The sequence below is a fragment of the Kocuria sp. KRD140 genome, assembly GCF_017168375.1.
In the GTDB taxonomy this organism is placed as follows: domain Bacteria; phylum Actinomycetota; class Actinomycetes; order Actinomycetales; family Micrococcaceae; genus Kocuria; species Kocuria marina.
In genome coordinates, this window is the sequence record NZ_JABFAW010000007.1 from 1 (window position 1) to 25999 (window position 25999).

The following is a 25999-nucleotide window of genomic DNA, read 5'->3' on the forward strand; positions in this document are numbered from 1 at the left end:
GCCCCCCACCACCCATCGCCCCTTCCGAGCCCGCGGCGGACTGGCTTTCCTGGGGCTCGCGGGCATGCTGACACTGGCCGCGTGCGGCGAGGGCAATGACGCCACCACCGCGGATCCGACGGGTGGGCAGGGGGCCGCGACGGCGGCGTCGAGCCCGGGTCCCCTGGCCACCGCCACGGTGCGTCATGCCGAGGGAATGGAGGTCGGCACCGCGCAGTTCACCGAGGCCGACCAGGATGCGATGCGGGTTTCGGTCGAGTTCTCCGGTCTGGAACCGGGGTACTACGGCCTGCACGTGCACGGCAACGGCGTGTGCGAGGCGGAGAGTTCCGCGCCGGACGATCCCTCCGAGACCGGCGCATTCCTGTCCGCCGGCGGGCACCTGGGTGGCGACGACGCTCGCCATCCGGAGCATGCGGGTGACCTTCCCGCGCTGCTGGTGACGGAATCCGGGCGGGCGGCCATGTCGTTCGAGACGGACCGGCTCACGGCCGAGAACCTGCGGGACGACAACGGCTCCGCGCTGATGATCCACTCCGGCCCGGACAACTACGCGAACATCCCCGAGCGCTACGCCCCGGAGGGACCGGACGAGGACACCCGCTCCACGGGTGACGCCGGCAGCCGCCTGGCGTGCGGTGTGATCGAGTAACCCGTCCTCGTCACACGGACGTTCGGCCCCCCGCCCGGGTGAGCGCCAGGACGACCACGACGATCAGCGCGGACGTTGTGCCCGCGATCATGTCGGTCATGGTGTCCAGGTTGTTCACCTGAGCGTTGCTGTCCGAGACCAGATCGGTGACGAACTCGGCGACCTCCCACAGGAACGCGATGAAGGCGCTGAACGACACGATCGCGAGCCCCCACAGCCACGTGGGCAGGACGAAACCATGCCGCCGGGACAGGATGCGCCACGCGTGATCGGCGCCCAGCGCGATCAGGATTCCCGAGAAGAAGTGGACCACGGTGTCCCACAGCGTCCACACGCCGTAGACGTGCAAGTACGTTCCCAGGAACGCCCCGCCGAACAACAGCACCGCGTACAGCAGTTGCAGGGTCATGGGGATGCTGGCGCGGGCGATCGGCTCCAGGGCGAGCGGGACGAGCGCCGCGAGGACGAGTGCGGACAGCAAGAACACGGCCGGGCCGTTCTCCCGGGCGATCTCGAAGATCAGCGTCCCCACGAGGAGCACCTCCAGCACGATCAAGGGGACATGGCGGCGCAGTCTCGTGTCGTGGGGGATCATGCATCCGACCCTACGCACGGGCCCTGACACGGTGGGTTGGGACGCGACGGCGTTGAGGAGGCTCAGTCCGTGAGGATCAACGACAGCCCCCGATCGAGGGCCTGTTCGGTGCCCTCCCGAACGGATTCGGGTGCGTTGAGGTGATCCAGGGCCAACCCGTTCACGAGTGCCGTGACCAGGGGCGCGGCGGTGTCCGGGGTCAGCCCCTCACGTAGCTTCCCGTCCTCCTGGGCCCGCCGCAGGACGTTCAGGACACCCTCGTGGAAGATCTGCAGGTTCTGCCAGTACACGCTCGCGAGCCAGTCCCGGGTGGAGGCGGCCGCCCCGAAGCTGACCCACACGGCAGCGTCCTCCCTCCGCACGCCCTCCAACGGCAGGAGTTCACGCAGGGTGCGAGCGAGGGATGCCCGATAGCCGTTCAGACCCCGCGCAGCCATGACCCGTTGGGTTTGTCGCTCCACGGACCTCTCGAGGGCGGCGAGCAGCAGATCGCGCCGCGTCTTGTAGTGGTATTGAACGGTCCCGGGGGAGATCCCGGACTCCTGGGCCACGGTGCGCACGCTCACCACGTCGAAACCTTGCTGGGCGATCACGCGGATCGCCGCTTCCGCGATCATGACCCGGGCGGGGATCATCCCGCGACTCTCGTTCTCCTGTGGCATCTGACCACCCCCTCTCATACAAGTGTATGGTTGCGGTATGGCATACGTTCGTACGAGACAAGGCGGCACACATGGGTGACCTTCTCGCACTGCTCGGATTGGCCCTGCTGGACAGCATGAGCCTCGGGACCCTGGTGATCCCCCTGGTCCTCGTGATCTCCCGGCGGCGCGTGGACGCGGTCCCGCTGTTCTTCTACTTCGCGACCGTGGTGCTCCTCTACTTCTTCCTGGGGATCGCGATCGCCCTGGGGTTCGACCTCCTCTCCGACGTGGCCGGGAGGATCTGGGACAGCGAGCCCGCCCAGTGGTTCAAGGTGGTCGCCGGGCTGGGTCTGCTCGCGTACGGGATCTTCGCACCGGACCCCGTGAAGCGCGAGGGGCACCGCGCACCGCCCAGGTCCCTGCATCCCGGTGCCATGGTCGCCCTCGGTGCCGGCGCTGCTCTCACGGAGGCCGCCACGATGGTCCCCTATCTCGCGGCCAACGGGATCATCACGAGTATGGACATCGGCTGGCCGCTGCGACTGGCCCTGCTCGCCGCCTACTGCGTCGTGATGATCCTGCCCGCGCTCGTGCTCATCGCGGCTGCAGCATTGGCCGGCCGGCGGATCTGGCCGCGCCTCGAGAGGATCGTCCCCACGCTCGAGCGGGAAGCGAAGGTCACGCTTCTGTGGATCGCAGCGATCGTGGGGGTGTGGATGGCCGGGAGCGGATTGTCCGCCGTGATGAACTGACCTCCCCCCTGTCCGCGGAGGACCCCCGGAAGTGATCGAACGCCGCTCGGTGCAGTACTCCGGTGTACTACATTGGCATGCCCGGTGGGGGCGGCTCGTGTTCATCGCGGTCACGCTGGTCGGGTTCGGGCTGAGTTTCCTGCCGTTCACCGAGCTCGTGACCAAGGTCTTCCCCGTGATCGGCTGGCTCGGTGTCCTCTTCGTAGCGGTCCTACTGGTCACGTGGCTGGTCAGCGCGCGCCCCGTCATTGCCGAGGAAGGGTTGCGCGGGGACCTGATCCGTGCCCTGCTCTACCGCCTGGACCCGAACCGCCGATGGACGCCCCGCCACGCGAATGCCCTCATCCAGGCGGTGGACGAGTCCAACCTGTGCGCCAAGCACCTGGTCGACGTGATGAGCGGTGACCTCTACCAGGAGGCCGAGCGGACCAGCGGGGTCAGCGCGCCGCCCGAGGAACAGGAACAGCTCGGCGAGAAGCTGTCGCGGTTGCAGAAGTCCTGCCGTTCCCAGCGCACTCCCGGGCCCCCGCGCCGTTGATGGCGTTGCCCGATTTCTAACGGCAGTACGACGACGGCGGACGGTCACCTTCGCGCTCGAGGTGGCCGTCCGCCGTCGTCAGATGTACCGCTTGGGGCCGAGGAAAGGGCGGCGACGTACGAGGTCGTCAGCCTCCGAAGCCGATGTCCAGGGACACGACGCCCACGCCGATCACCATGGCGGTGGCCAGCAGGAACGCGAGCACGATCAGAATGAGCCCCCACGGGGTGCCCTTCTGCGGGTTGCTGGGCTGAGTTTTAGGCGTGTCTTCCATGATCTTCCCTTCGTGTGGTCGGAGTTAAAGTCTGGCAGGTCGCGGAGAGTTCGGGGGAAAGTGACATGGGGCGGGGCGGTTGCCGCTCTTGCCCTGGCGGCTGTGCGTGCTGTTGTGGCCATGAACACTTTCTTCACCTCCATGCGCAACCTCGGCTTCCGACACGGGTTCCCGCGAGCAGCGTTCCCAACCGTTCGCCACCCCCGGTCCCGAGGTCCACTGATCGGGACGCACTGCGCACGGCCGCGAGACAGTCCGCCTCGACATCCCACGGTGGCTCAGTAGCGGTCAGTCGGCCTTCCAACCGTGAGAAGTCCCAGCCAACCATCCGGGTGCGGTCGTAAACGGCGCGCAATGAGTCGATCGTCATGCTTCATTGTGGTCTCCCACCGCGCCCCGTGAGGCTGTGTGTTCTCAGCTGTCGGAGCTTTCTGCCTCATCGAGTTCCTCGGCGGCGGCGCCGTCGGACTCCGGATCCTGCAGTGCGGGCCCGCCCACGGCCTGGTCCTGCCAGGTGAGCACGCGCCATGCGCCGGGCTCGCCGTCGAGCACGACGACGCCCGTGTTCGACAATCCGTTGGTCGCCGTGAACTTGCGGTCCAGGTTGGCGCACCGCAGCGCACACCACGCACGGATGACGGCGCCGTGCGACACGAGAACAGCCACGCGGTCCGGTGCCAGACCAGTGGACGCTTCCTCGACGACGGCGTCGAAGCGCGCCATGACGTCGTGGCCGTTCTCGTCCGACCCGGGGATCCTCGAATCGAGGCCGCCATCCGCCCAGCTCAACGCTGATTCCAGATAGGTCTCGATCGAATCGTGGTCGTTGGCCATTTCCAGATCCCCGGCACCGATCTCACGCAGACCCTCACGGATCTCGGTCGACAACTCGCGCGCCTCCGCGAGCGGGGCGGCCGTCTGCTGGGTGCGCACGAGGTTGGAGGCGTAGATCGCACTGATGGGCTCACCTGCCAGCGCCTGCACGAGGGCCCGCGCCTGCTCACGTCCCAGGTCGGTGAGGTCCGCGCCGGGTGCGGCGGTGTCCAAGTGATGGCCCACGTTGGACGAGGTCTGGCCATGACGCACCAGGATGAGTCGCACGGGGATATGCACCTTTTCAGTTGCCGGGGGTCTTGTAGGTCCTACCCGGTCCACGGTAGCTCAGGGAGGAATCCGCTGAGCCACGCACCACGACCGCGGGCCGAGGAGCGACCCTGGCCGTACTGGCCGTCACGCTGCTCACCGGGTGCGAGGGGCGGGACGCCCCGTAGCGCAGGACCGCCCCGGAGCCGAGCCACTCCACGACCCGGTCTGCCAGCAGACGGCCGATCGTCATGGTTGCGGAGAAGGCACTGCAGGCGACGGCCGCGGTGCCCGCGGAGGTGCCGAGCGCGTCCCTCAGGCTGCGCTCGCGCGGAGCTCCACCCGATTGTCACTGACTCTCCCGCCCCCGAGACGGACGTGGCGTCCCTGCGTGCGACAGGAGCCACCGTCACCGTGACGGCCCAGGGCTGAGCCGCTGAAAATACCCTAGAGTAACTTCTATGTCTGACCACCGGAACTCCCCCGTAGCCGGCATCCGCCGCGAAAACCTGAGCATTCCCGTCGCCTCGGACGCCGTGGCGGGCACGCTGTGGCTGCCCGAGGGCGAGCCGCGCGGCGCCGTCGTCATCCACCCCGCCACCGCAACGCCCGAACGGTTCTACGCCGGGTTCGCCGAGTACGTGACGGGCCGCGGTCTCGCGGCGGTGACCTATGACTACCGCGGCACGGGCCGCTCCGGCGAGCCCCGGAAGAACCCGCACCTGCGCATGCGCGACTGGATGGGCGGGGACGTCCCCGCCGTGGCTGCCTGGACCCGTGCACGGTTCCCCGGGCTTCCACTGCACGCCGTGGGTCACAGCATCGGCGGGCACGCCATGGTCCTCGGCCACGGGCTCGAGGGCCTTGACCGGTTCGCGGTGGTCTCCTCCCACCTGGCGCACACCCGCACGATCGCCCCGCGGAAGGAGCAGCTGCGTGTGGCCGCCATGCTGCATGTCGTGGGCCCGGCGTTGAGCCGGACCCTGGGGTACATGCCCGGCAATCGGCTTGGCATCGGAGAAAACATGCCCACAGCCGCGATGGTCGAGTGGGGGTCGTGGGCGCGGCGTCCCGGCTACTTCTTCGACGACCCGTCCATGGACGCGACGGCCCGCGCGGCCGCGGTCACCCAGGACGTGCTCGCGCTCGGCGCCTCCGACGATCCCTGGGCCAGCCCCGCGCAGATGAGGGCCCTGACCGGGCGGCTCACCTCCGCCGCGGTGGAGCACCGCACGTTCACCCCGGAGCAGCTGGGCGTTCCGCGCATCGGCCACCACGGCCTGTTCCGCCGCTCCGCCGCCGACGCCGTGTGGCCAGGCCTCGTGGCCTGGCTCACCGCGCCGTCACCCCAGGGCTGAACGGCCCCGGCTTCCCGGGACTGCACTCACCGGGCGGAGAAGGGCAGCCGCGACGTCGCCTTGCGCGCTCAGGCTTTGACGGGTCGGTGCATGGGCATGGGCCTGTCCGCCGGCTGGCGCCACACGAGGACCGCCACGCTCAGCATGAGCACCACGGCGATGAGACCGAACGGCACGGGCAGCAGCGGGATCAGTGCAGCAGCAGTGCGACGGACAGCGTCGTGGGCTCGAGGGCCCTCACGGCGTGCAGCAGCCCCTCCGTGAGGTGCAGTACCTGGCCCGGCCGCAGCTGCACGGGACCCTCCGGGAGCTGGAAGTCCACGCTCCCCCGGACCACCTGGATCAGCGCCGGGTGTGGTGCGGCGTGCTCGTGGAGCTCGTCGCCCTCGTGGAACTCGAAGGCGATTACCTTGACGCCGTCCTCCTCCACCACCGTGGCAGCACTGGGGCGGCCCGGACGGGGTTCGCTGCGGCCGACCAGCTCTGTAAGGGTGGCGACTCCACTCCCGGAGCCGTGGTGGGTGGTGCGCTCGAACGAGTGGTGCGCCATCGCTTCTCAGGTCCCCTCCGTGAATTGTTCGAAACATAATCAGCATATTGCGTGCAAGATATCGGATCAACGGGGGTTCACTCGGCCGGAACCGCCGAGGGGCAGTCGCTCTCCTCCTGCGGCACCTCTCAGCTGACCCGATGCACCGAACGGCCCACCCGCGAGGAGGTCGTGGCCCGCCTGAGGACGCATACCCAGACACTCACCCGAGGGTTGCTGACACGAGGGCCAGCACGAACGTCCACACGCACACCACCGCGAGCATGCCCAGGCTGTAGGCGATGGAGCCGCGCATGATCTCACTCTCCCGCCCGTTGAGACCCACCGCGCCGGCGGCGATCGCGATGGACTGCGGAGAGATGACCTTTGCGGTGGTGCCGCCTGTCGTGTTGGTCCCCACGAGGAGGGACGGGGCGGCGCCGATGCCCTGCGCCGTCGCCACCTGCAGCGGCGCGAAGAGGGTGTTGTTGTTGACCACCGATCCCGTGAGGAACACCCCGATCCAGCCGATCACCGGGGCGATGAGCGGGAAGATGGGACCGACCGCGGCAAGCGCGGTGCCCATGGCGGTGGAGCCGCCGGAGTAGTTGGCAATGTTCGCGAGCACCAGGATCACGGCGATGAGCAGGATGGCCGGGCCCAGTGCCTTGAGTGCGCCCGCCAGCTCCTCCCCCAGTTCTTTGGTGTGCAGCTGCGGGGTGGTGAAGAACGTGATGAGCACCGCGATCAGGATGGCCGTTCCGGTGGCACCAAGGATCGAGAAGGTCCAGGTGGCATTGACGACCGTTCCGGCGGCGGTGGTCACGTGACCGGTGAGCCCGGGCATGGGCACCTTGAAGGTCGTGAAGCTCAGCGCACCCTTGGTGAAGAGGTTCTGCACGGCGGGGACGGACCACAGCAGGATCACGGCGGTGAGGATGTAGAAGGGGCTCCAGGCGCGGACCACCTCGCCGAGGGGGTGTTTCCCCTCGGCGGTCTCGGGGACCTCAGGGGCACGGGACACGCGCTTCGGGGACCACACGTGGCACACCGCGAACAGGGCGACCATGGCCAGCAGGCCGGCCGCGAGATCCGCCAGCTCGGGGCCCATGAACCACAGCAGGCCACCCTGCACCGCGCAGAAGACCACCGAGGAGACGAGCGCCGGGAGCCAGGCCTCGCGCAGGCCGCGCACCCCGTCGACCATCCACACGAGCAGGAACGGAACGAGGAACGTGAGCGGCTGGAGCAGCAGCACGAGGGCTCGCGAGAGTTCCTGCGTCTCCATGCCGGTGACCTGCGCGCCCACGAGCACGGGCACGCCAATGGCGCCGTAGGCACCGGCGGCCACGTTGGCCACGAGGCACAGCACTGCGGCGCGCACGGGCGGGAACCCCAGCTGCACGAGCAGTGCCGCGCAGATCGCAATGGGCACACCGAAGCCTGCCACGCCCTCCAGGAACGCGCCGAACGCGAACGCAATGAGCAGCACCTGCACGCGCTGGTCAGCGGAGACCGCGGCGATCGAGGAGCGGATCACGTCGAAACGGCCCGAGCGCACGCTCAGCCGGTACAGCCACACCGCCATGACGATGATGTACGCGATGGGCCACAGCGCGGTCAGCAGCCCCAGCAGACCTGCACCGGCCGCTGCGGAGACGGGCATGTGGAACACGAGCAGTGCCACCAGGATCTGCACCACCAGCGCGATGAGCCCTGATGTCAGCCCCGTGAGCTTGAACAGCATCATGCAGGCCAGGAACACGACTATCGGGATCGCGGCCACGAGCGCGGTGAGGGGCAGGCTGCCCAGGGTGTCAAGAGATTGGGTCCACATTGGAGCCTCCACGACGTCCGGCGGGTGAGCAGTCTTCAAGGCGGGCTCGCGACGTCGCCGCGGTGCGCGCCGTCGTCGGCCGCCGGTCGCGCAGCGGGGCGGGTTCCGGGAGCCAGCGGACCCTCGTACCACCACCTGCCACGCGCCGTAGCGACGCCTTGATCTCAGGGTCAACGCTAGTCCTGAACCGGGCAATTCGGGCGGGAACCCTCCGCGGAGAGTGACGGGTGCGAGGCGAGACACTCGGCTGCGGACCCCCTGGGGAACGGTACAGCCGCCCAGGGGGTCCGGAACCCCGCGAGTGGGAACGGGACACCGTAAAAAGACCCACACTGTGAAATTACGATTGGCAAATCTTAGTTATTCTCAATGCCCTCGGCACCCGCCACAATCCTTTCTGGCGGTAGTACCGGAAACGCCTCGGAACACGTCCCGCAATGCCCCTCCCAGCGTAGAATTGAGGGCGATGAACTCCCGGAGTTCAGCACTCAGTTCACCCACTGACGAGGGGTAACGATGACGGCAACCATTCAGCGAAAACAACGCACGTCAGCCCCGCCGCGCACACGGCTGCCGGTGTCGAACTTCGCCGCGAAAACCACCATGGCCGTCACCGGTCTCATTTTCGTCGGATTTGTGTTCGTGCATATGTACGGCAATCTTCACATCTTCCGCGGCCAGGAGGAGTTCGACCACTACGCACACTGGCTGCGCGAGATCCTGATGCCGCTCATGCCCTACGAGGGTGTCCTGTGGGTGCTGCGCGTCGTACTGCTGATCAGCCTGGTGCTGCACGTGGGCTGCGGGCTCCTGCTGTGGACGCGCGCCCGTCGAGCCCGCGGGTCGTTCAAACGCACCGGGCTGCGTCGCGGCGACGCCTTGATGGCGCGCTCGATGCTCGGGACCGGCCTGGTGATCCTGCTGTTCGTAATCTTCCACATCCTGGACCTCACGCTGGGTGTCCAGCCGGCCGCATCCGGGTCGTTCGAGAGCGGATCAGCGTACGCCAATCTGGTCGCCAGTTTCCAGCGGCCCGTCGTGGCCCTCTTCTACATGCTCACCATGCTGGTGCTCACCGTGCACGTGGCCCACGGGACGTGGACCGCCGCCAACGACCTCGGCGCCACCGGCAGGCGGCTGCGGCAGCTCGCCGCGTGGGTGGCGGGGCTGGTCGCCATGGCCATCTGCCTGGGCAACATCTCGATCCCCGTCTTGGTGTTCCTGGGAGTGATTCAGTGATGACAGCATCCTCGACCACCCAGCCGCACGCCCTGCTGGACGAGCTGCGCACCGTGGGTTCGGACCTCCCTGGCCTGGGCTCGGACGTGCCCCCGTCCCAGATGTGGGCGGACCGGCGGCTGCACTACCGCATGGTGGGCCCGCTCAACCGTCGGAAGTTCACCGTGGTCGTCGTGGGCACCGGACTCGCCGGTGCAGGTGCGGCGGCGGCCCTGGGCGAACTCGGCTACAACGTGGAGTCGTTCACCTTCCACGACGCCCCGCGCCGCGCACACTCGGTGGCCGCCCAAGGCGGCATCAATGCCGCACGCGCCCGCACGGTGGACAACGACTCGATCGCCCGGTTCGTGAAGGACACCGTCAAGGGCGGCGACTTCCGCGGCCGCGAGGCCGATGCCTGGCGGCTGGCCGAGGAGAGCATCCGGGTCATCGACCACATGAACGCGATCGGCGCGCCCTTCGCCCGCGAGTACGGGGGCGGGCTGGCCACCCGCTCGTTCGGCGGCGTACAGGTCTCCCGGACCTACTACACGCGCGGGCAGACCGGTCAGCAGCTGCAGGTGGCCGCCGCCCAGGCGCTGCTGCGGCAGGTCTCCACGGGGCAGGTGAACCTGCACACTCGCACGGAGATGCTGGACCTCATCGTCGTGGAGGGCCGCGCCCAGGGCATCGTGGTGCGCGACCTCGTGACCGGGAAGATCTCGGCGGTCACCGGGGACGCCGTGGTGCTCGCCACCGGCGGCTACGGTAACGTCTACTACCGCTCCACGCTGGCTAAGAACTCGAACGTCACCGCCGCATTCCGGGCTCATCGGCGCGGCGCGCTGTTCGCCAACCCGTGCTTCATCCAGTTCCACCCCACGGCCCTGCCGGTCTCCAGCGAGTGGCAGTCGAAGACCACTCTCATGAGCGAGTCCCTGCGCAACGACGGCCGAATCTGGGTTCCCGTGAAGGCCGGGGACCACCGGCCCCCGAACGAGATTCCCGAGGACGAGCGCGACTACTACCTCGAACGCCGGTACCCGGCCTTCGGCAACCTCACGCCCCGCGACGTCGCCAGCCGGGCGGCGAGGACCGAGATCGACGCGGGCCGCGGCGTCGGGCCGCTGAAGAACTCCGTCTACCTGGACTTCCGGGACGCCATCGAGCGCCTGGGCCGCAAGGTGATCGCGGAGCGCTACGGCAATCTCTTCGAGATGTACTCGGACGCCACCGGTGAGGACCCGTACGAGGAGCCCATGCGCATTGCGCCCGGCGCGCACTTCGCCATGGGCGGGCTGTGGAGCGACTACGACATGATGACGTCGATCCCCGGGCTGTTCGTGGGCGGCGAAGCCGGCTGGGGTTACCACGGCGCCAACCGCCTCGGGGCCAACTCGCTGCTCTCCGCGTGCGTGGACGGGTGGTTCACGCTCCCCTACTCGGTGCCCAACTACCTGGCACCGCTGCTGGGCAAGCCGAAGCTCTCGCCGGACGACGACGTCGTGCGGGCCGCGGTAGCCGAGGCCGAGGCGGGCGTGCAGGCGCTGGTCGACATCGGCGGCACGCAGGGCCCGGAGCGCTTCCACCGCCGGCTGGGCGACCTGCTGTACGAGAAGTGCGGGGTGACGCGCACCGCCGAGGGGCTGGCCGAGGGTCTGCGAGGCATCCAGGAGCTGCGCAGGCAGTTTTGGAGCGACCTGCGTGTGCAGGGCCGCCCGGACGGCTTCAACCAGGAGCTCGAGCGCGCCGGCCGCGTGGCCGACTACCTGGACATGGCCGAGCTCATGTGCCTGGACGCGCTGGACCGGGACGAGTCCGCCGGCGCGCACTTCCGTGAGGAGCACCAGACCGAGGGCGGCGAGGCCCAGCGCGACGACGAGCACTGGCTGTTCGCGTCCGCGTGGGAGCGTGCTGATTCCGGCGAGACCGGCGAAACGGGACCGCGCTACATCAGGCACCAGGAGCCCCTGGAGTTCCCCAGCGTCCCGCCCGAGACCCGCGACTACCGATGAGAGGAACATCCTCGTGAAACTCACGTTGAAAGTCTGGCGTCAGGAGTCCGGCGCCGCGGAGGGACACTTCGAGGAGTACCTGCTGGAAGAGGTCGGACCCGAGTTCTCCCTCCTGGAGGCGCTCGACAAGCTCAACGACGACCTCGTTACCCGTGGCGAGGAGCCGATCGCGTTCGACTCGGACTGCCGCGAGGGCATCTGCGGGGCGTGCGGCGTGACCGTGGACGGCAGACCCCACGGCCCTCAGGAGAAGACGCCGTCCTGCCGGCAGCACCTCCGCTCCTTCGAGGACGGCGCCACCGTGCAGCTCGAACCGTTCCGCAGCGGCGCGTTCCCCGTGGTCAAGGACCTCGCGGTGGACCGCAGCGCGCTGGACCGGGTGATCGAGGCCGGTGGTTTCGTCTCCACCTCCGTGGGCACCGCCCCGGACGCGGACGCCATCCCGGTCTCGCACGAGGCCGCGGAGTGGGCGCTGGACCTGGCCGCGTGCATCGGCTGCGGTGCGTGCGTGGCCGCGTGCCCCAACGGCTCCGCCCAGCTGTTCGCCGGGTCCAAGACCATGCACCTGGCCACGCTGCCCTCCAGCCAGAAGGAGCGCAGCCGCCGGGCCAGGGGCATCACGCGTGCCGCCGAGGAGGAGTTCGGCCCGTGCTCGGTGTACGGCGAGTGCGCGGAGGTGTGCCCCGCGGGCATCCCGCTCACCGCGATCGCCGGGCTCAACCGGGAGAAGCTGCGGCAGGTGCTGCGCAACAAGGACGACTGACCCGCTCCCCCGTCGACAGACGACGACGCTCGGTGTTCCTGGGAGGGCACCGAGCGTCGTCGTGCGGGGAGGGTTTGCCGGGCGGACTACATGGCGAGGTCGCCGAGGATCCACATCCAGCCGCTGCCCACCACGGTCCAGATGATGATGATGGCCACGGACATGATGAAGGCGACCTTGAACCACTCGGAGACCTTGACGTACCCGGAGCCGTAGACTACCCCGGACGGGCCGGAGGCGTAGTGGGAGATGGCGCCGAACAGGTTGCCGATGTAGCCGAGGGCGAGGGCCGCGAACATCGGCGGGGCACCCGCGGTGATGGCCGCACCCAGGAAGACGCCGTACATCGCGACGATCTGCGCGGTGTTCGAGGCGAACATGTAGTGCGCGTAGAAGTACACGAGCGCCAGAATGGCAAAGGCGACCGGCCAGGACATGCCGCCGACGGCACCGGAAACCACCGAGCCGATCCACGTGATGACGCCCAGGCTGTTCAGGTTCTCCGCCATGCCCACCAGGACCGCAAAGAAGATCAGGGTGTTCCAGGCGGAGCCGTTCTTGGCCATGTCGTTCCAGGTGAGCACCTTGGTCACGAGCAGCACCGCAATGCCGACGAAGGCCGCCGTGGTGGCGTTGACGCCGATGGCCGTGCCGAAGACCCACAGCACCAGGAGCAGCACGAACGTGGCCGCCATGACGATCTCACCGCGGGTCATGGACCCCATCTTCTGCAGCTCGCTGCGCGCCATGGTGGGTGCTTCCGGCGTGCTCTTCAGCGTGGGCGGGTAGACCTTCATGAGCAGCCACGGGACCACCGCCAGGCTCACGAGGCCGGGGATCAGCGCGGCCAGGGCCCACTGGCCCCAGGAGATGTGCACGCCGAGCTTCTCGGCGGAGGCCACGGCCAGCGGATTGCCGGCCATGGCCGTGATGAACATGGCGCTGGTGATCACGTTGACGTGGGCGGCGGTGAACGTGAGGTAGGAACCGAGCTTCCTGCGGGACCCGTCGGTGTCTGGGGTGGAGCCCTGTACCTCCGCGACGGAGCGGACGATCGGGTAGATCACACCACCCGCACGGGCCGTGTTGGACGGGGTGGCCGGTGCGAGCAGGAGGTCCGTGACGGCCATGCCGTAGGCGATGCCCAGGGGCGATTTGCCGAGGACCCTGAGGAACATCAGGGCCACGCGGCGTCCCAGCCCGGTGAGCAGGAACCCGTCCGCGATGAAGAACGCCGCGACGATGAGCAGCACCGCGGAGTTGGAGAATCCGCTCAGCGCCTCCCCACTCTTGACATCCATGGCACCGGTGATCATGGCCGTGGCCAGACCGATCAGCGCCACCGACGGGGTGGGCAGAGGCTGCAGGATGAGCCCCAGGATGGTCGCGACGAAGATGCCGAGCATGTGCATGCCGCGGGGATCCACGCCCTCGGGTGCAGGGATGAAGAAGATCACCGCGCCCACCAGCACCATCAGTCCGAACTTCCAGAGCATGGAGAGGGTGTCCCGACTCATGGTTCTGGATTCGTGGGTGGAATCAACCTGATGGCCGGACATTTCTGCCTCCGAGTGTCGCTCCGGTGTGAGACTCTTCTCCCCTCAATTTTAGGCCCGTGGCCAGCGGAAATACGGTTCCCTGGTCATGTGGAGGCGACCGGTCTGGTGATTCCTGTCACCGTTCATCGGGTGACCATGGGCAGGGGGTCAAAGGCCGGATGCGGGTCGGTTTTCAACCGCCCGTAGGTGTCGACGTCGAGGCGTTCTCCGTCCACCAGGAATTTCTGGCGCTGGGTTCCCTCTTTGAGGAAACCGGCTCTTCTCGCGACGACGCCGGAGGCCGGGTTGTTGACGCGGTGGTCGAGTTCGAGGCGTTCGGGGGCCCACTTTGGCATCCACCACGTCCGCCCGGCCGACCAAGCAGTCTGGGCTCAGCCTCGCCACCGGTACACCGCTGTGTGCTTCCGAGCGTCCCGCCGATGCGAGGGGATTGCTGCACGGATAGGTGACAGTGGGTAGTCACGCAGCCTGGTCGGCTGGTGTGGTCATGGTGGTCTCGTACTAGATCGGCGTCAATCGGCCGAGGCGGTGTTGTCGTCGTCGGCGGTGGTAGGTCCGCTCGATCCAGGTGACGATCGCGATCCGCAACTCGTCGCGGGTGTCCCAGCGGCGGCTGTTGAGGACGTTTTTCTGCAGGAGCGCGAAGAAGGACTCCATCGCCGCGTTGTCGCCGCAGGCGCCGACCCGGCCCATGGACCCGACGAGTTGGTGGTGCCGTAGGCGGTGGACGTATCGGCGCCTTCGAAATGGCGAGCCTCGGTCGCTGTGCACGATGCACTCAGCCACATCAACACCGTCAGCGGCGCGGCGCGTGACGGCCGAGTTCAGCGCTGTGACAGCCAAGTTCGACGTCATCCGTGAGTCGATGCTGTAGCCCACGATCCGCCCGGAGCCGGCGTCCTTGATCCCGCACAGGTAGAGCTTGCCCTCGCCGGCTTGGATTCCAGCAGTCGTCGCAACACCTACAGAAGAGGTGTCGCGGTGGCGGAGAAGAGATACATCGACGAGCAGAAGGAGGAGTTCTTCCGAGTTCTTGATCGAGGCGGGACCGTTCGCGCGGCGGCGCGGGCGGTCGGTGTTCACGAGAACGCCGGTTACAACTGGCTGCGCAAGACGGGGTTGACGATGCATCGGGCGACTCCGCGCATCTACCCGCCGGAGTTGAAGGAGGAGTTCCTGCGGCTCGTTCGCGAGCGGCAGATCATCTCGACCGTCGCACACGAGTTGGGCATTCATCGTCCGACCGCGTACGCGTGGGCACGGAAAGCGGGGATTTCCACGAGCGAGGCACGGCGGGTTAATCCCCGACGCGAGGAGTTTCTGCGCCTCAGGGCGGCAGGGCTCACGCGCTCGGAAGCCAGAGCACGAGTAGGCGCGGATGCCCGCTCAGCGGCTGATTGGGACAAGGGCATCACAATCATCAACCGAGGCAGGGTCTATCCCGATGGCCGCATCGTGCGTTACCCCGAGCAGAACAATGGGAAGGTGCCTGAACGAAGATCCCGTGCGATCGGCGGAAGCGTCGACCTGAATGTCGTGGAGAAGGTCATCGATGGCCGATACGTCAGCCTTCTTGAGCGAGAGCAACTCCAGGATCTGCGCCGCTCAGGGCTCTCCCTCCGGCAGATCGCGGCGGAGATGGGGCGGTCGCCGTCGACGATCAGTCGGGAGCTGCGCCGCAACACGGTCTCCGCCCGGGGATACATGCCCCACACCGAGCACCGGCTCTCGGTCAAGCGGCGAGCCCGGCCGCGTCAGCCGAAACTCCTCGCCCACGACGCGCTTCGTTCCTACGTTCAGGAGAAACTGAAGATGAAGTGGTCTCCGCAGCAGATCAGCCACCGACTGGTCAAGGACTTCCCGGCCGCTCCGCAGATGCGGGTGTGCACCGAGACGATTTACCAGGCGATCTATGTCCATGCGCGCGGCGAACTGAAGCGTTCACTCGGACAGCAACTTCGCCGCGGGAGGGTTGCACGGAAACCACACCGACGGGCCGATGCGCGACGTACACGATTCGTCGATCCGATGAACGCCATCAGCAACCGTCCGCCCGTGGTCGATGCTCGTGATGTTCCCGGGCATTGGGAGGGAGACCTCATCATCGGAGCACTCGGCGGGTCTGCGATGGCAACGTTAGTCGAGCGGTCAACGCGCTTCGTGATGCTCGGGTATCTCGGGCGAGAGCGGACCGCGGAGGCCGTCCGCGACTCTCTCATCACGACCGTCCGGGATCTGCCTGCGGCGCTGCGAGGCAGCCTGACCTGGGATCAGGGCGCGGAGATGGCAGAGCACCGCGCGTTCAGCACCGCGACGAACTTCGAGGTCTACTTCGCCGATCCCGGCTCGCCCTGGCAACGCGGCAGCAACGAGAACACCAACGGCCTCCTCCGGCAGTACTTCCCCAAGGGCACCGATCTCGCTGCACACAGCATCACTGACCTCGCAGCAGTAGCTCAGGAACTCAACGGACGCCCCCGAAAGTCATTGGACTGGGATACCCCGGCCGAACGGATGGATGCTTTACTGAAAGCCACGTGATCAACGTGTTGCGACGACTGCTGGAATCCAAGCGGTCCAGTGCTCGGGAATGTCGGTCAACCACACCCGATTCGGTGCCGCCGCGCTGGTGAAGTCGTGCCGCACGCGACCCGACTCGTCCTGGATCGCGAGGCGGTCATCGTGCACCGGCGGTCCCGGCCGGGGCCGGGCCGAGCGCCTCTTGCCGAAGGTCGACCACCAGCCCTGCTACGAGCAGATCACCCAAGCGGTCCGCTGGCTCATCGCCGCTCCGGCCTCGGTGGCTTCGTCGTCGAGGTATCGGTACCCAAACTCCGGGTCGTCAGGTGCGCATCGAACAACGCGTTCGCGCGGTATGCCCAGGCCAGCTCGGCCTCGGTCACCGGACGAGCGAGCCACCGGTAGTAGGGCGCACGCGTGAACTTCAGAACCCGGCAGGTCACCATCACGGGGATCCCGTCGACGGCCAGCTCACGGACGAGCGGTGGGGGTACCACCCGTATGCGGGGGAACATCATTTTCCCGGCAGGTTCGCCTGCGACAGGTATGCCGCCGCTCGACGCAGGACCTCGTTCTCCTGCTCCAGCAAACGGATGCTTCTCTTCGCATCCCGAAGGTCAGCGTTCTGCTCGCTCGTGTTGGCTGGCGCGTTCCCGTCCTCGACATCGGCCCGCTTAAGCCAGTTGGTCAGGCAGGACTCGCTGATCCCGAAGCCCGCAGCGATCTGCTTCAACTGCTGACCCGGCTGACGATTCCTGGCCACGCGGACCACGTCGTCACGGAACTCTTTGGGGTAGGGCTTGGGCACGGTGTTCATCTTTCCAGCAGCGTCCCTCGACGCCACAGATCAGATGTCACCTATCCGTGCAGCAGTCCCGCGGTTCATACATGGCTACCCGCTCGTTCACGCCAAGTGCTTCGGGTGTCCCGTGACGGGTCTGTTGGAGGCTTTCATTCCACGGAAGGATGAGAGTCATGGGGGCACCGAGGAAGTACCCGGACGAGTTGCGAGAGCGCGCCACCCGGATGGCGGTGGAGGCCCGGCGGGACCCGGCGACGAAGGCCGGGGCGCTGGCGCGGATCGGTCAGCAGCTGGGGATCAACCCGGAAACGCTGCGGAACTGGGTGAGACAGGCCGAGGTCGATGAGGGATATCGACCAGGAACCACCACTGATGACGCCCAGCGGCTGGCCGAGCTCGAGAGAGAAGTTCGGGAACTCCGCAGGGCTAACGCCATCCTGCGGTCGGCCTCGGCTTTCTTCGCGGCGGAGCTCGACCGCCCACACAACAGGTAGTGGCCTACATCGACGCCCACAAGGGCGAGTACGGGGTCGAGCCGATCTGCAAGGTTCTGCAGGTCGCCCCGAGCACCTATTACGCAGCCAAGACCCGCCCGCCCTCAGCGCGATCGGTCAGCGACGCGGCCACGACCGCGGTCATCACCAAGGTGCACGCGGAGAACTACGGGGTGTACGGGATCACCAAGGTCCACGCCGCGCTGCGCCGGAACGGCCACCGGGTGGCCCGGTGCACGGTTCACCGGCTCATGAGGGCGGCGGGTCTGCGCGGGATCATTCGCGCCAAGGGCCCGCGCACCACGGTGGCCGGCACCGGACCGGAGACCCGCCCGGACCTGGTGGAACGATCTTTCACCGCCGCTGCCCCGGACCGGCTGTGGGTCGCCGACATCACGTATTGCAGAACGTTCGCCGGCTGGGTCTACGCCGCCTTCGTCATCGATGTGTTCTCCCGGCGGGTGGTGGGGTGGCAGCTGTCGACCTCGTTGCGCACGGACCTGGCTCTGGACGCTCTCGAGATGGGGTTGTGGACCCGCTCCCACGACGGCCATGACACCAGCGGTGTGGTCCATCACAGCGACAAAGGCGTTCAGTATGTCGCCGTGCGCTACACCCAGCGCCTGGCCGAGGCGGGGGCGGTGGCCTCGGTGGGATCCACCGGCGATTCGTACGACAATGCCCTCGCTGAGGCGTTCAACTCGCTGTTCAAGGCCGAACTGATCCGCAACAAGGGCCCCTGGAAGTCGATCGACGACCTGGAGATCGCGGTGGCCGAGTACGTCGACTGGTTCAATCACCGGCGCCTGCACGGAGAGATCGGGCTCGTGCCCCCGATCGAGTTCGAAGACGCCTACTATCGTCACCACACCGCCCCGGCGACCGCCGGAGCGGCACTACCAAGCCTCCACTGAACCCGTCACGGGACACGGGTGGATCGAGTCGGCCGGTGAACTACACGCCCACGCTCAACATCACGATCAATGGTGCTGACCCGCAGACCGTTAAAAAGGAGATCGTTGATGCTCTGAATCAGCACGATAGAGATATGCTGCAGCTAATCAACATGGGGGCGCGGCCATAAAGAGCTTGGACGTTTGGTTGCGCAGGGCGTCAGGCCTCTAGGCGCGGGCAAGGATGATTACCGGTACTCCAGATCAACGGTCACGGAGTCGTCGATCTCGTCCAGTCCGGCGCCGGAGCATTTATAAAAGGCCACTTGCGACGCCTCTAGCGGAATCTGGGCTGTCCACCCCTGCCGACGCTCTTTAGGAGCGTGGATGGGGACAGGGACCAGTTCGCACACCTCACCGTCCTCGACCAAGCCGACATACAGTTGGGAATCCGCCATGACTGCGGTTCCTTCGATTTCGAACTGATCACCTACCCTCCTCACCGCGGTGACCTCGATGTGGGATCGGCCGTCATAGCTGACAGTTGCTGACCGGTCCATGGCCCAGGGATTCAGATGGCGATAGAACTCCATGACCGATGCCACGAACTCTGGGTTGGAGTTGTGCTTCTCGATCCGGGCCTCGAGCAACGCCTCACGCACATCGCCCCCAGAACGTCGTGTTGGATAGTAGCCAGCATGCTCTAGGCAAAGAGCATCCACCGATTGGATATCGCTTAACGGTCGGTGCGCGGTCATCTGCGCCACCCCGTAGCTGCCTTCCTGAATGATCCGCCCCTTGACCCGTTCTAAGTTCCGCATCCACCGTGGGCGCTGAAGTGCCTCTGCCGCAATGATGGCGCGCATCAGCATGGGGTCACAGTTGGCGTCGAGAGCCGCCTCTTCGATGTGTGCCCAGGTATCTTCGCCGATGTCCTGCCGTGCCGCCTCTACCTTCTGCTCAGTGCTCAGACTTGGGAAGCGCAGGAGTTGCTGGAGAGCTGTGGCGAGTACAGCTGCAAAAACGGCGGTCCACACAGCGAAGACCAACTCATCAGGTTCGGGGACAAAATCCGTGTACCAGCCATGACTGAAGTAGGACAGCGCGACGATGCCGGCGATCAGAACCAGGTTGCCGACGTAGTAGAACCACAGGACTGGACCTCGGCCGGCTCCCCCATGCCTCAGCCGCCACAGGGCACGTCCGTCATTCGCCAGCGCGTATGGGACTGCCATGCACACCAGTGCGGTCAGCAGGTTCCCGCCCAACCGATCCACTGTGATGGCCAGCAGGCATCCCACTGCGTAGGTCGGGAAGCAACGGAAAAGTAGGTACCTCAACGCACTTGATCGTGGAGCCTTATCTAGCCCAGTGCGGACTGACGTGTACGACTCTGGCCATTTGGAGCGCATGGTCACGTAGAGCACGTGCAAGAAGCCCGCTCCCAGCAGACCGAGTACTACCGCCGTCATGGGTGTATCGTGCCTGGGCTGCGCATGCGGCAGCAACAACTGCCCAGGTTTTGAGATCACGCCAATAGTCAGGTCCGGCGAAACTAGGCGGCAAGCACGGTTCTTCGATTCGATTACTCAGCGAATGTGTGCTTACTTAAGGTGCTACCGCACCATAAATGAAGCCTCCCCCGTAGCTCCACTGAGCTCGTCTTTCACCGTAATGGCGTACTCGCCGGGTTGTGTGTAGTCCTGGACGTTGTCCGCCCGGGCCGCAATAGTGCTAACCCTTTGAAATGAACATTTGTTGGTCCGCATGCTATCTACTTGTTGGGGTCATGATACAGAGGCCAGTATCTGGCATCTTTCTGAGTCATTACCAGTTCCGTCACTCATGACCGCTTTCCAGGTATAAATGACGCGCACCATGCCGTGTTGGTCAGATAACTGAAATTGGCCCGGACCGACTTGGTCGCCATAATCTTTCGACCTGAAACTGATACGGAAATTTTCGAGTGTGGGTTGTTGCAATGGAACGCCTGCAGGTCCAACGCTTGGATTTTGTTTCACCGTTGAAGCAACATCTTCACTATTCGACTCCGTCGAGCTGGGCGTTTGCCGTGCCGTTGAAGACGTTGTATCGCCTGGCCTTGGATTGGAAGTGGTTGGGTCCAGTGTTGGTTGACTTACCACCGGACCCGGAGGAAATAACCTTTGTCCTATGGGACCAACCGTTATCGCCCAAACCACAACTCCCGCGACAACGGCGCCGGCTACCGTGTACCAAAAATGAGACCAACTGAAACCATTCCGGTTTGCACCTGGAGACTCCATTCGTATTCCTCTCGGCTCCCCACCCTGCACCGGCTGAGGGCTTCGCCCACCACCTCACTGCTGCACTTGAGTACCGTCATACACCATCGCGAACGTTTTATAGGGCCCGACTCGGCACATGCGGTCCAGGTTGCCTCTAGGTCCCAACTGGCCCTGAGATCCGCCCGACACACGAACTCGCTGCTGCGGCCACCTAACGGGCACCAATAACTCTTCCCAAGAGTGAACCATTGCAATTAGTATCGGTCTCACGTTGCTTGCAGTGAACCTTGTTCAGCGAATCGAAATCTAAGTCAAATCGCAAGCAATTAGCCCACAACAGCATAGGATCACTAGTTATGCGCGAGCCCTTTGAAATTAATGAATTAGACGATATCGGGAAAATCCTTAGTATTTTGCGCGGAAACTTCCAAAATCGATTAACTCTTAAAGTGGAATCTGCTCCCAGCAAAAGAAAAAGAGATATTCTCTTATGGTTAAATTCGAGTAATTCGTCGGAAAATGAAACAGGGGATAATTTAGAAAACCTCCCAGCAAAAACAAATGACAACTTTACGTCGTTATTTTGCTTAATTTTTGCCCACCCCGACACAAAAACCATGAGATTAATACAAAAACGAAGAGAGTATTTCAAATCTCGAACAGGAGAAACGTGGGATCTCGTCCTTCCGGGTTATTTTAATGCATCGGAACAAATTGACACCGCTGGTTCTTTCAAGATTGCCAGCGCTTCAACGTCCTCTTGGGGTTTTGATGCCAATGCATTCAACTCTTTACGTAAATTTATCGAGATAAAATCAGATTTTCGATGGAGATACTCAGGAAATGCGGATATCGTTTTAATCAACTGCTATATTACCGACACGGGTGAGCCCCTATTTGATTGGGAGTCAACTTTGAGCGCTGATATAGAATCGTCTATATGCAAATCATCGAAACTTAGCATAGCTGAAATAGTGGAATTAATATCCACTGATATTGAGAAAAATGCTGAGGATGAATCTTATGGCTTAGAGCTCCTATTTAAAGAGCGTTCTACGTCCAACTCCGGGTTTAAAGACAATTTAAAAACAGTTATATTAGGAATTCTTAGTTCCCTCATTTTTGAATTCGGTAAATCGAGTCTCTGAACCACAGGCATAAAGAGTTGCAAACCAACAAAATTATTTTATTTATAAATCCAGGATAAGTAATGAATAAAACACTAATGGTGAACCGTTTAAAGAAACTGGCTTTTGACATTGACATGTACGCCAACTCGCCTACTATTTCAGTAAAAGTCGCAGAAGATTTTTCTGACCGGTCTTGGGTAATTATAAAGGAATTAACTCCTTATATTTCAGATCCTCATCTTGCCTATATTGCAGGAGCTGCTGCCGAGATATGTTGCCGCTACTCTTCGGTACTAGAACAATGGCAGAGGTTAATGCATGCCGGATTGATCCTTGTTTCGGTCGGTCAATTATACCAAATGGACCATGCCCGTGACGGAGATCGGTATCCTGTAAATCATACGAAAAGTTTACGGTACTATATCGACGATATATGTTACTCCTTTCATAAAAATCGGACACCTCTCGCTATCTCCCAGACTGTTGAAACTTCGTTCGGTTCAAATTTTCGAACAGCTCAGGTTATGGGTCTTTTAAACTCCCTCGACGGAGACCTTGGAAAAAATTTTACCGATCAGGTAAACAGATACTTTCTTGAAGGCTTCGAGAATGCGGTGCCCACTACCGCCTCTTTGGCGCCAACGGAGGCTCGCTGGCAGTCTATATGTATAGGCGTGGAAGCTGCATTGAATACCAATGATATCCTTCGTCAATGGGCCCTTTCGCGGGGCTATTTAGCCGAGACACCTCTCCTCGCGGCATCCACAGGCAGTCCTGTTATATTCCTGGCGGCCAGCAATCCAGGTGGTGCCGCAATATACTTCCACGGCGGTCAGGACTGGTCGCAGGAGCCCTTCAGTATTGATTTGTCAAAGCTGACAAAAGAGTACGTAACCCGGGTATGCCAAGCCATGGAAGCTAGCCCTTCAAGGATGGAGATAAATGCGATTTTAGAAGATGTGGCCAAAGTTGTCTTCGAGCCAATGCGTGACGTCCTTGCGAAGAACGACAATGTGATTTTTGTCCCGGTTGGAGAATGTTTGAGATTGCCACTAACGGCAGCGTTGGCTGCGGGCGATATAGATTCTTTAACAGTAACGGTTGTACCCAGCCCAGGCTTGTGCATCATCCCAGCATTAAGTAGCGCCATACCATATTCTCCTGTTGTCGTCATAGCTGATCCTTCAAAGGGAAAAAATTATATTCCCCTAGTCGAAAAAGAGGCAAGGAGAGTTTCTTCAGTTTGGCTCAAAGACCCCGATTTTTTGGTCCGCGGACCTTGGATTCCATCCACTCAAAAATCGGATAGAATGCGTGTTATTAAGCACCTTCCTAATCACTTCACCTCACCATCTAAAGTAATTTCTCGTATTAGTAATGCTGGTTTGGTGCATCTTGCTTGCCATGGTTGGATCGATCACGAAGGGGACCTCGACCCCTATTTGCTCGTGAAAGGCGTAATTCCTCTTTCATCGTTCGATTCTAGACACGTACGTATGGGGTCAACTTACGTGCTTTCTGCCTGTTTTGCCGGGGGATCGGCACAAAGTAACCCTATTGAACATGTAGGCTTTCCAGCAATGTTGTTGTCGGCTGGTGCTGGGAAGGTTATTGCTTCAATTTATCCGGTGCCAGACACTTTCGAAACGGTAGCGTTTATGGAAAAGATCCATTATTATTTAAATGTCGGATTTTCGCCAGCTAGCGCCCTACGCAATTCGATGACATGGGCGAAAAAAGTTAGTCTGTCTTTTTCGGTATGGGCTGGCTTCCAATGTTACGGCACTCCATAAGGGGTCCCATGAATAGTCAGTTTTTGTGTAACTCGCACTCTAGTAAAATCATTGAGATTTTGGAATAGAATTTTCCTGCGAAAATGAGAGTTTTATTATGTTTCGAACATGTGGATAAAAGCATGGAGCCTTACTAAAACTAATGATTAAGGCGGCGATTGCTTGGTGCGCTACCTAAATTTCTTAACTTGCACAAGTGAAGGCTGATTCCGGGGTTGTGCGGATGTGAAACCGCTGCACAGATATGTGGCAGGGCGAGGTTTTCTCACCAGGGTGAGCGGGGGCTCGGGGCAGGGCTGAGCCTGGATGCGCCGATGTTGAGGGGCGCGGTGGGTGAGTCCTGACAGTCGAATGCTCCTGTGACCAGTGAGGATGGGACTTGTCTAAGGTTCCGATCCACACAGCAACAGGAGCACCCGCGACCAGTTGAATCCGCCCAGTTCAGGTCACGGAAGTTCGTGCACGCTCTGAACCGTCATCACCTCGTGGGCTCGATGGGGAAAGTCGGTGCTGCCGGGGACAACGCCGCGATGGAGTCCTTCTTCTCGCTGCTGCAGAAGAACGTCCTGGATCGCAAGCGCTGGCGGACCCGAGAAGACCTCCGAATCGCGATCATCACCTGGATCGAGCGGACCTACCACCGCCGTCGCCGACAGGCCCGCCTCGGTCGATTGACCCCCATCGAATACGAGACCATCATGAACCCGACCGTGAGCCTCGCGGCCTGACACCCCAACTGTCACGTGTTCGTGCGGCAGCCCCTTCTACACGAGTGGGCTCATCGCTCCAGGATGCGACGTGGTGACTGTTCAGCGGGCACTCGGGCATGCACGAGCCACCACCACGCTGAATACCTACAGCCACCTGTGGCCATCCGCAGAGGACCGCACCAGGCAAGCAGCTAACAACCTCATGAGTGATGTGACAATCGCGCTAAAACCTTTAGGCCAGACGTCACACCCGTAGAGCGGCTAGGCTGCAACCGCCGGTCGGGAGTAGTTTGGACCGGGACGCCGGGTAGCCACATACGGGTGTGTGAGCAGGGCCATGGACCGGCTGGCACTACACCGGGTCAGATTCGGGTCAGCCCCGCACCACTCCCACGTAGATACAGGGCAAAAGCCCTGTTCTAAACATTGAAGCGGAACTCCACTACATCCCCATCCTGCATCACATACTCCTTGCCCTCCATGCGCACCTTGCCCGCGGCCTTCGCATCGGCCATGGACCCGGCTGCCATGAGGTCGTCGTAGGAGACGATCTCCGCCTTGATGAAGCCCCGCTCGAAGTCCGAGTGGATCACCCCGGCGGCCTTGGGGGCCGTGTCGCCCTGGTTGATGGTCCACGCGCGGGCCTCCTTGGGCCCAGCGGTGAGGTAGGTCTGCAGGCCCAGGGTGGAGAAGCCCACGCGGGCCAGCTTGTCCAGGCCGGACTCGTCCTGGCCCTCCATCTCCAGCATCTCGCGGGCCTCCTCCTCGGAGAGCTCCACCAGATCCGCTTCCAGCTTGGCGTCCAGGAACACGCACTGCGCGGGCGCCACCAGCGCCTCCAGCTCGGCCTGGCGCTGGGGTGAGGACAGCACGCCCTCGTCCGCGTTGAATACGTAGATGAACGGCTTGGCGGTGAGCAGGTTCAGCTCGCGCAGGTTGTCGGTGTCGAGCTTCTCGGGCCCGGCGGCCTCGAAGATCGTGCGGCCCTCCGCCAGCACCTTCTCCGCGGCCTGGTACGCCGCGAGCTGCTCGGGCGAGCCCTTCTTGATCTTGACCTGCTTCTCCAGCTTGGGAATCGCGTTCTCCAGCGTCTGCAGGTCCGCGAGGATCAGCTCGGTGTTGATGGTCTCGCGGTCCGAGGCCGGGTCGATCTTGCCGTCCACGTGGATCACGTCCGGATCGTCGAACACACGGATGACCTGGGCAATCGCGTGCGCCTCACGGATGTTGGCCAGGAACTGGTTGCCCAGCCCCTCCCCCTCGGACGCGCCCTTCACGATGCCCGCGATGTCCACGAAGGACACCGTGGCCGGCACGATCTTCTGCGAGTCGAACAGCTCCGCGAGCTTGTCCAGCCGCTCGTCCGGCAGGTTCACCACGCCCACGTTCGGCTCGATGGTCGCGAACGGATAGTTCGCGGCGAGCACCGTGTTGAGCGTGAGCGCGTTGAACAGGGTTGATTTTCCGACGTTCGGCAGACCGACGATTCCGATAGTAAGAGCCACGGCAGACCAGTCTACCGGTGCTCGGACCGCCGGGGGCCCGCCCGCGCACGTTCCGTCCCCGCGTCAGC

General features: G+C 63.7%; 24 protein-coding genes, 3 pseudogenes and 1 other annotated feature. Of the genes and pseudogenes, 14 read left to right on the plus strand and 13 right to left on the minus strand.

Annotation, left to right across the window (positions count from 1 at the left end; translation table 11 throughout):
• Positions 1 to 652: superoxide dismutase family protein (locus J1M36_RS06305; protein ID WP_342358300.1), on the plus strand; the 652-nt coding region annotated here is incomplete at its 5' end.
• A gap of 10 nt (positions 653 to 662) precedes the next feature.
• On the opposite strand, the gene J1M36_RS06310 is transcribed toward J1M36_RS06305, so the two are convergent.
• Positions 663 to 1247 carry a hypothetical protein gene (locus tag J1M36_RS06310; protein ID WP_206478909.1) on the minus strand — a complete coding sequence of 195 codons (585 nt, stop codon included), beginning with the start codon at positions 1245 to 1247 and terminating at the stop codon, positions 663 to 665.
• Between the two features lie 62 nt (positions 1248 to 1309).
• Positions 1310 to 1909 carry a TetR/AcrR family transcriptional regulator gene (locus J1M36_RS06315; RefSeq protein WP_131332545.1) on the minus strand — a complete coding sequence of 200 codons (600 nt, stop codon included), beginning with the start codon at positions 1907 to 1909 and terminating at the stop codon, positions 1310 to 1312.
• A gap of 71 nt (positions 1910 to 1980) precedes the next feature.
• Between J1M36_RS06315 and J1M36_RS06320 the strand changes: the two genes are divergently transcribed.
• Together J1M36_RS06320 and J1M36_RS06325 are read left to right on the plus strand one after the other, a co-directional pair.
• Positions 1981 to 2643 carry a GAP family protein gene (locus J1M36_RS06320; RefSeq protein ID WP_193518834.1) on the plus strand — a complete coding sequence of 221 codons (663 nt, stop codon included), beginning with the start codon at positions 1981 to 1983 and terminating at the stop codon, positions 2641 to 2643.
• Positions 2644 to 2674: 31 nt separating this feature from the next.
• Positions 2675 to 3181, plus strand: coding sequence for a hypothetical protein (locus J1M36_RS06325; protein ID WP_193518835.1), 507 nt, complete (start codon positions 2675 to 2677; stop codon positions 3179 to 3181).
• A 127-nt stretch (positions 3182 to 3308) separates the two neighbouring features.
• Here J1M36_RS06325 and J1M36_RS06330 read toward each other — a convergent pair whose 3' ends face one another.
• From J1M36_RS06330 to J1M36_RS06340, 3 genes are all read right to left on the minus strand, one after another.
• Positions 3309 to 3455, minus strand: coding sequence for a hypothetical protein (locus tag J1M36_RS06330; RefSeq protein ID WP_156523461.1), 147 nt, complete (start codon positions 3453 to 3455; stop codon positions 3309 to 3311).
• 414 nt (positions 3456 to 3869) lie between these two features.
• Positions 3870 to 4556 carry a histidine phosphatase family protein gene (locus J1M36_RS06335; RefSeq protein ID WP_206478910.1) on the minus strand — a complete coding sequence of 229 codons (687 nt, stop codon included), beginning with the start codon at positions 4554 to 4556 and terminating at the stop codon, positions 3870 to 3872.
• A 16-nt stretch (positions 4557 to 4572) separates the two neighbouring features.
• Positions 4573 to 4791: a hypothetical protein gene (locus J1M36_RS06340; protein ID WP_179861253.1), complete on the minus strand. Its 219-nt coding sequence runs from the start codon at positions 4789 to 4791 to the stop codon at positions 4573 to 4575.
• A gap of 208 nt (positions 4792 to 4999) precedes the next feature.
• Here J1M36_RS06340 and J1M36_RS06345 point away from each other — a divergent pair, with 208 nt between their 5' ends.
• Positions 5000 to 5896 (plus strand): alpha/beta hydrolase, encoded by an 897-nt coding sequence (locus J1M36_RS06345; RefSeq protein ID WP_206478911.1) that lies wholly within the window; start codon positions 5000 to 5002, stop codon positions 5894 to 5896.
• A 190-nt stretch (positions 5897 to 6086) separates the two neighbouring features.
• Here J1M36_RS06345 and J1M36_RS06350 read toward each other — a convergent pair whose 3' ends face one another.
• Together J1M36_RS06350 and J1M36_RS06355 are read right to left on the minus strand one after the other, a co-directional pair.
• Positions 6087 to 6446: a hypothetical protein gene (locus J1M36_RS06350; protein ID WP_206478912.1), complete on the minus strand. Its 360-nt coding sequence runs from the start codon at positions 6444 to 6446 to the stop codon at positions 6087 to 6089.
• A gap of 202 nt (positions 6447 to 6648) precedes the next feature.
• On the minus strand, positions 6649 to 8262 hold the full coding sequence (locus J1M36_RS06355) for an L-lactate permease (RefSeq protein WP_206478913.1): 1614 nt from the start codon (positions 8260 to 8262) through the stop codon (positions 6649 to 6651).
• Positions 8263 to 8778: 516 nt separating this feature from the next.
• Between J1M36_RS06355 and J1M36_RS06360 the strand changes: the two genes are divergently transcribed.
• From J1M36_RS06360 to J1M36_RS06370, 3 genes are read left to right on the plus strand one after another with little or no spacing between them, the layout of a single operon-like run.
• Complete coding sequence (locus tag J1M36_RS06360; RefSeq protein WP_206478914.1) at positions 8779 to 9501, plus strand: succinate dehydrogenase cytochrome b subunit; 723 nt, start codon at positions 8779 to 8781, stop codon at positions 9499 to 9501.
• On the plus strand, positions 9501 to 11495 hold the full coding sequence (locus tag J1M36_RS06365; protein WP_206478915.1) for a fumarate reductase/succinate dehydrogenase flavoprotein subunit: 1995 nt from the start codon (positions 9501 to 9503) through the stop codon (positions 11493 to 11495). The genes J1M36_RS06360 and J1M36_RS06365 overlap by 1 nt, the downstream gene beginning before the upstream one ends.
• A gap of 13 nt (positions 11496 to 11508) precedes the next feature.
• Positions 11509 to 12258 carry a succinate dehydrogenase/fumarate reductase iron-sulfur subunit gene (locus J1M36_RS06370; RefSeq protein WP_206478916.1) on the plus strand — a complete coding sequence of 250 codons (750 nt, stop codon included), beginning with the start codon at positions 11509 to 11511 and terminating at the stop codon, positions 12256 to 12258.
• An 86-nt stretch (positions 12259 to 12344) separates the two neighbouring features.
• Here J1M36_RS06370 and J1M36_RS06375 read toward each other — a convergent pair whose 3' ends face one another.
• The 3 genes and pseudogenes from J1M36_RS06375 to J1M36_RS06385 form a co-directional block, all read right to left on the minus strand.
• Positions 12345 to 13775, minus strand: coding sequence for an anion permease (locus tag J1M36_RS06375; protein ID WP_206478917.1), 1431 nt, complete (start codon positions 13773 to 13775; stop codon positions 12345 to 12347).
• Between the two features lie 164 nt (positions 13776 to 13939).
• Positions 13940 to 14152: a GNAT family N-acetyltransferase gene (locus J1M36_RS06380; protein ID WP_206478918.1), complete on the minus strand. Its 213-nt coding sequence runs from the start codon at positions 14150 to 14152 to the stop codon at positions 13940 to 13942.
• Between the two features lie 166 nt (positions 14153 to 14318).
• A pseudogene (locus J1M36_RS06385) lies at positions 14319 to 14747 on the minus strand (transposase); the annotation flags it as partial.
• 195 nt (positions 14748 to 14942) lie between these two features.
• Here J1M36_RS06385 and J1M36_RS12740 point away from each other — a divergent pair.
• Together J1M36_RS12740 and J1M36_RS06390 are read left to right on the plus strand one after the other, a co-directional pair.
• Positions 14943 to 15140, plus strand: a pseudogene (locus tag J1M36_RS12740) (transposase); the annotation flags it as partial.
• Between the two features lie 186 nt (positions 15141 to 15326).
• Positions 15327 to 16358 (plus strand): IS30 family transposase, encoded by a 1032-nt coding sequence (locus J1M36_RS06390; RefSeq protein ID WP_342358316.1) that lies wholly within the window; start codon positions 15327 to 15329, stop codon positions 16356 to 16358.
• Positions 16359 to 16851: 493 nt separating this feature from the next.
• Here J1M36_RS06390 and J1M36_RS06395 read toward each other — a convergent pair whose 3' ends face one another.
• On the minus strand, positions 16852 to 17154 hold the full coding sequence (locus J1M36_RS06395) for a transposase (RefSeq protein ID WP_206478919.1): 303 nt from the start codon (positions 17152 to 17154) through the stop codon (positions 16852 to 16854).
• 158 nt (positions 17155 to 17312) lie between these two features.
• Between J1M36_RS06395 and J1M36_RS06400 the strand changes: the two genes are divergently transcribed.
• Together J1M36_RS06400 and J1M36_RS12995 are read left to right on the plus strand one after the other, a co-directional pair.
• Positions 17313 to 18547 (plus strand): IS3 family transposase gene (locus J1M36_RS06400; RefSeq protein ID WP_241246949.1). Its coding sequence is split into 2 segments (ribosomal slippage): positions 17313 to 17592 and positions 17592 to 18547, totalling 1236 coding nucleotides; the frame shifts between segments, so codons are not numbered across the junction.
• Positions 17591 to 17704, plus strand: a sequence feature (AL1L pseudoknot). Its footprint overlaps the gene before it by 114 nt.
• A gap of 35 nt (positions 18548 to 18582) precedes the next feature.
• Positions 18583 to 18717, plus strand: a complete 135-nt coding sequence (locus J1M36_RS12995) for a hypothetical protein (RefSeq protein ID WP_274606033.1) — start codon at positions 18583 to 18585, stop codon at positions 18715 to 18717.
• Positions 18718 to 18774: 57 nt separating this feature from the next.
• Here J1M36_RS12995 and J1M36_RS06405 read toward each other — a convergent pair whose 3' ends face one another.
• The gene (locus J1M36_RS06405) at positions 18775 to 19794 is read right to left on the minus strand and encodes a hypothetical protein (RefSeq protein ID WP_206478920.1); all 1020 of its coding nucleotides are present in this window, start codon (positions 19792 to 19794) and stop codon (positions 18775 to 18777) included.
• 1355 nt (positions 19795 to 21149) lie between these two features.
• On the opposite strand from J1M36_RS06405, the gene J1M36_RS06410 reads away from it, so the two are divergent.
• From J1M36_RS06410 to J1M36_RS06420, 3 genes and pseudogenes are all read left to right on the plus strand, one after another.
• A complete protein-coding gene (locus J1M36_RS06410) occupies positions 21150 to 21941 on the plus strand; it encodes a hypothetical protein (RefSeq protein ID WP_206478921.1) in 792 nt (263 codons plus the stop codon).
• A gap of 62 nt (positions 21942 to 22003) precedes the next feature.
• Positions 22004 to 23716, plus strand: coding sequence for a CHAT domain-containing protein (locus J1M36_RS06415; protein WP_206478922.1), 1713 nt, complete (start codon positions 22004 to 22006; stop codon positions 23714 to 23716).
• Positions 23717 to 24150: 434 nt separating this feature from the next.
• A pseudogene (locus J1M36_RS06420) lies at positions 24151 to 24444 on the plus strand (integrase core domain-containing protein); the annotation flags it as partial.
• 401 nt (positions 24445 to 24845) lie between these two features.
• On the opposite strand, the gene ychF reads toward J1M36_RS06420, so the two are convergent.
• A complete protein-coding gene (ychF, locus tag J1M36_RS06425) occupies positions 24846 to 25931 on the minus strand; it encodes a redox-regulated ATPase YchF (protein WP_206478923.1) in 1086 nt (361 codons plus the stop codon).
• Positions 25932 to 25999: the final 68 nt, after the last annotated feature.

Bases quoted from the DNA above. Each gene is read 5' to 3' on its own strand.
- J1M36_RS06355 (WP_206478913.1), bottom strand. From the start codon at position 8,262: ATGTGGACCCAATCTCTTGACACCCTGGGCAGCCTGCCCCTCACCGCG.
- J1M36_RS06415 (WP_206478922.1), top strand. From the start codon at position 22,004: ATGAATAAAACACTAATGGTGAACCGTTTAAAGAAACTGGCTTTTGAC.
- J1M36_RS06340 (WP_179861253.1), bottom strand. From the start codon at position 4,791: ATGACGATCGGCCGTCTGCTGGCAGACCGGGTCGTGGAGTGGCTCGGC.
- J1M36_RS06375 (WP_206478917.1), bottom strand. From the start codon at position 13,775: ATGAGTCGGGACACCCTCTCCATGCTCTGGAAGTTCGGACTGATGGTG.
- J1M36_RS06320 (WP_193518834.1), top strand. From the start codon at position 1,981: ATGGGTGACCTTCTCGCACTGCTCGGATTGGCCCTGCTGGACAGCATG.
- J1M36_RS06360 (WP_206478914.1), top strand. From the start codon at position 8,779: ATGACGGCAACCATTCAGCGAAAACAACGCACGTCAGCCCCGCCGCGC.
- J1M36_RS06330 (WP_156523461.1), bottom strand. From the start codon at position 3,455: ATGGAAGACACGCCTAAAACTCAGCCCAGCAACCCGCAGAAGGGCACC.
- J1M36_RS06350 (WP_206478912.1), bottom strand. From the start codon at position 6,446: ATGGCGCACCACTCGTTCGAGCGCACCACCCACCACGGCTCCGGGAGT.
- J1M36_RS06365 (WP_206478915.1), top strand. From the start codon at position 9,501: ATGACAGCATCCTCGACCACCCAGCCGCACGCCCTGCTGGACGAGCTG.
- J1M36_RS06395 (WP_206478919.1), bottom strand. From the start codon at position 17,154: ATGAACACCGTGCCCAAGCCCTACCCCAAAGAGTTCCGTGACGACGTG.
- J1M36_RS06310 (WP_206478909.1), bottom strand. From the start codon at position 1,247: ATGATCCCCCACGACACGAGACTGCGCCGCCATGTCCCCTTGATCGTG.
- J1M36_RS06315 (WP_131332545.1), bottom strand. From the start codon at position 1,909: ATGCCACAGGAGAACGAGAGTCGCGGGATGATCCCCGCCCGGGTCATG.
- J1M36_RS06380 (WP_206478918.1), bottom strand. From the start codon at position 14,152: ATGCCAAAGTGGGCCCCCGAACGCCTCGAACTCGACCACCGCGTCAAC.
- J1M36_RS06345 (WP_206478911.1), top strand. From the start codon at position 5,000: ATGTCTGACCACCGGAACTCCCCCGTAGCCGGCATCCGCCGCGAAAAC.
- J1M36_RS06410 (WP_206478921.1), top strand. From the start codon at position 21,150: ATGCGCGAGCCCTTTGAAATTAATGAATTAGACGATATCGGGAAAATC.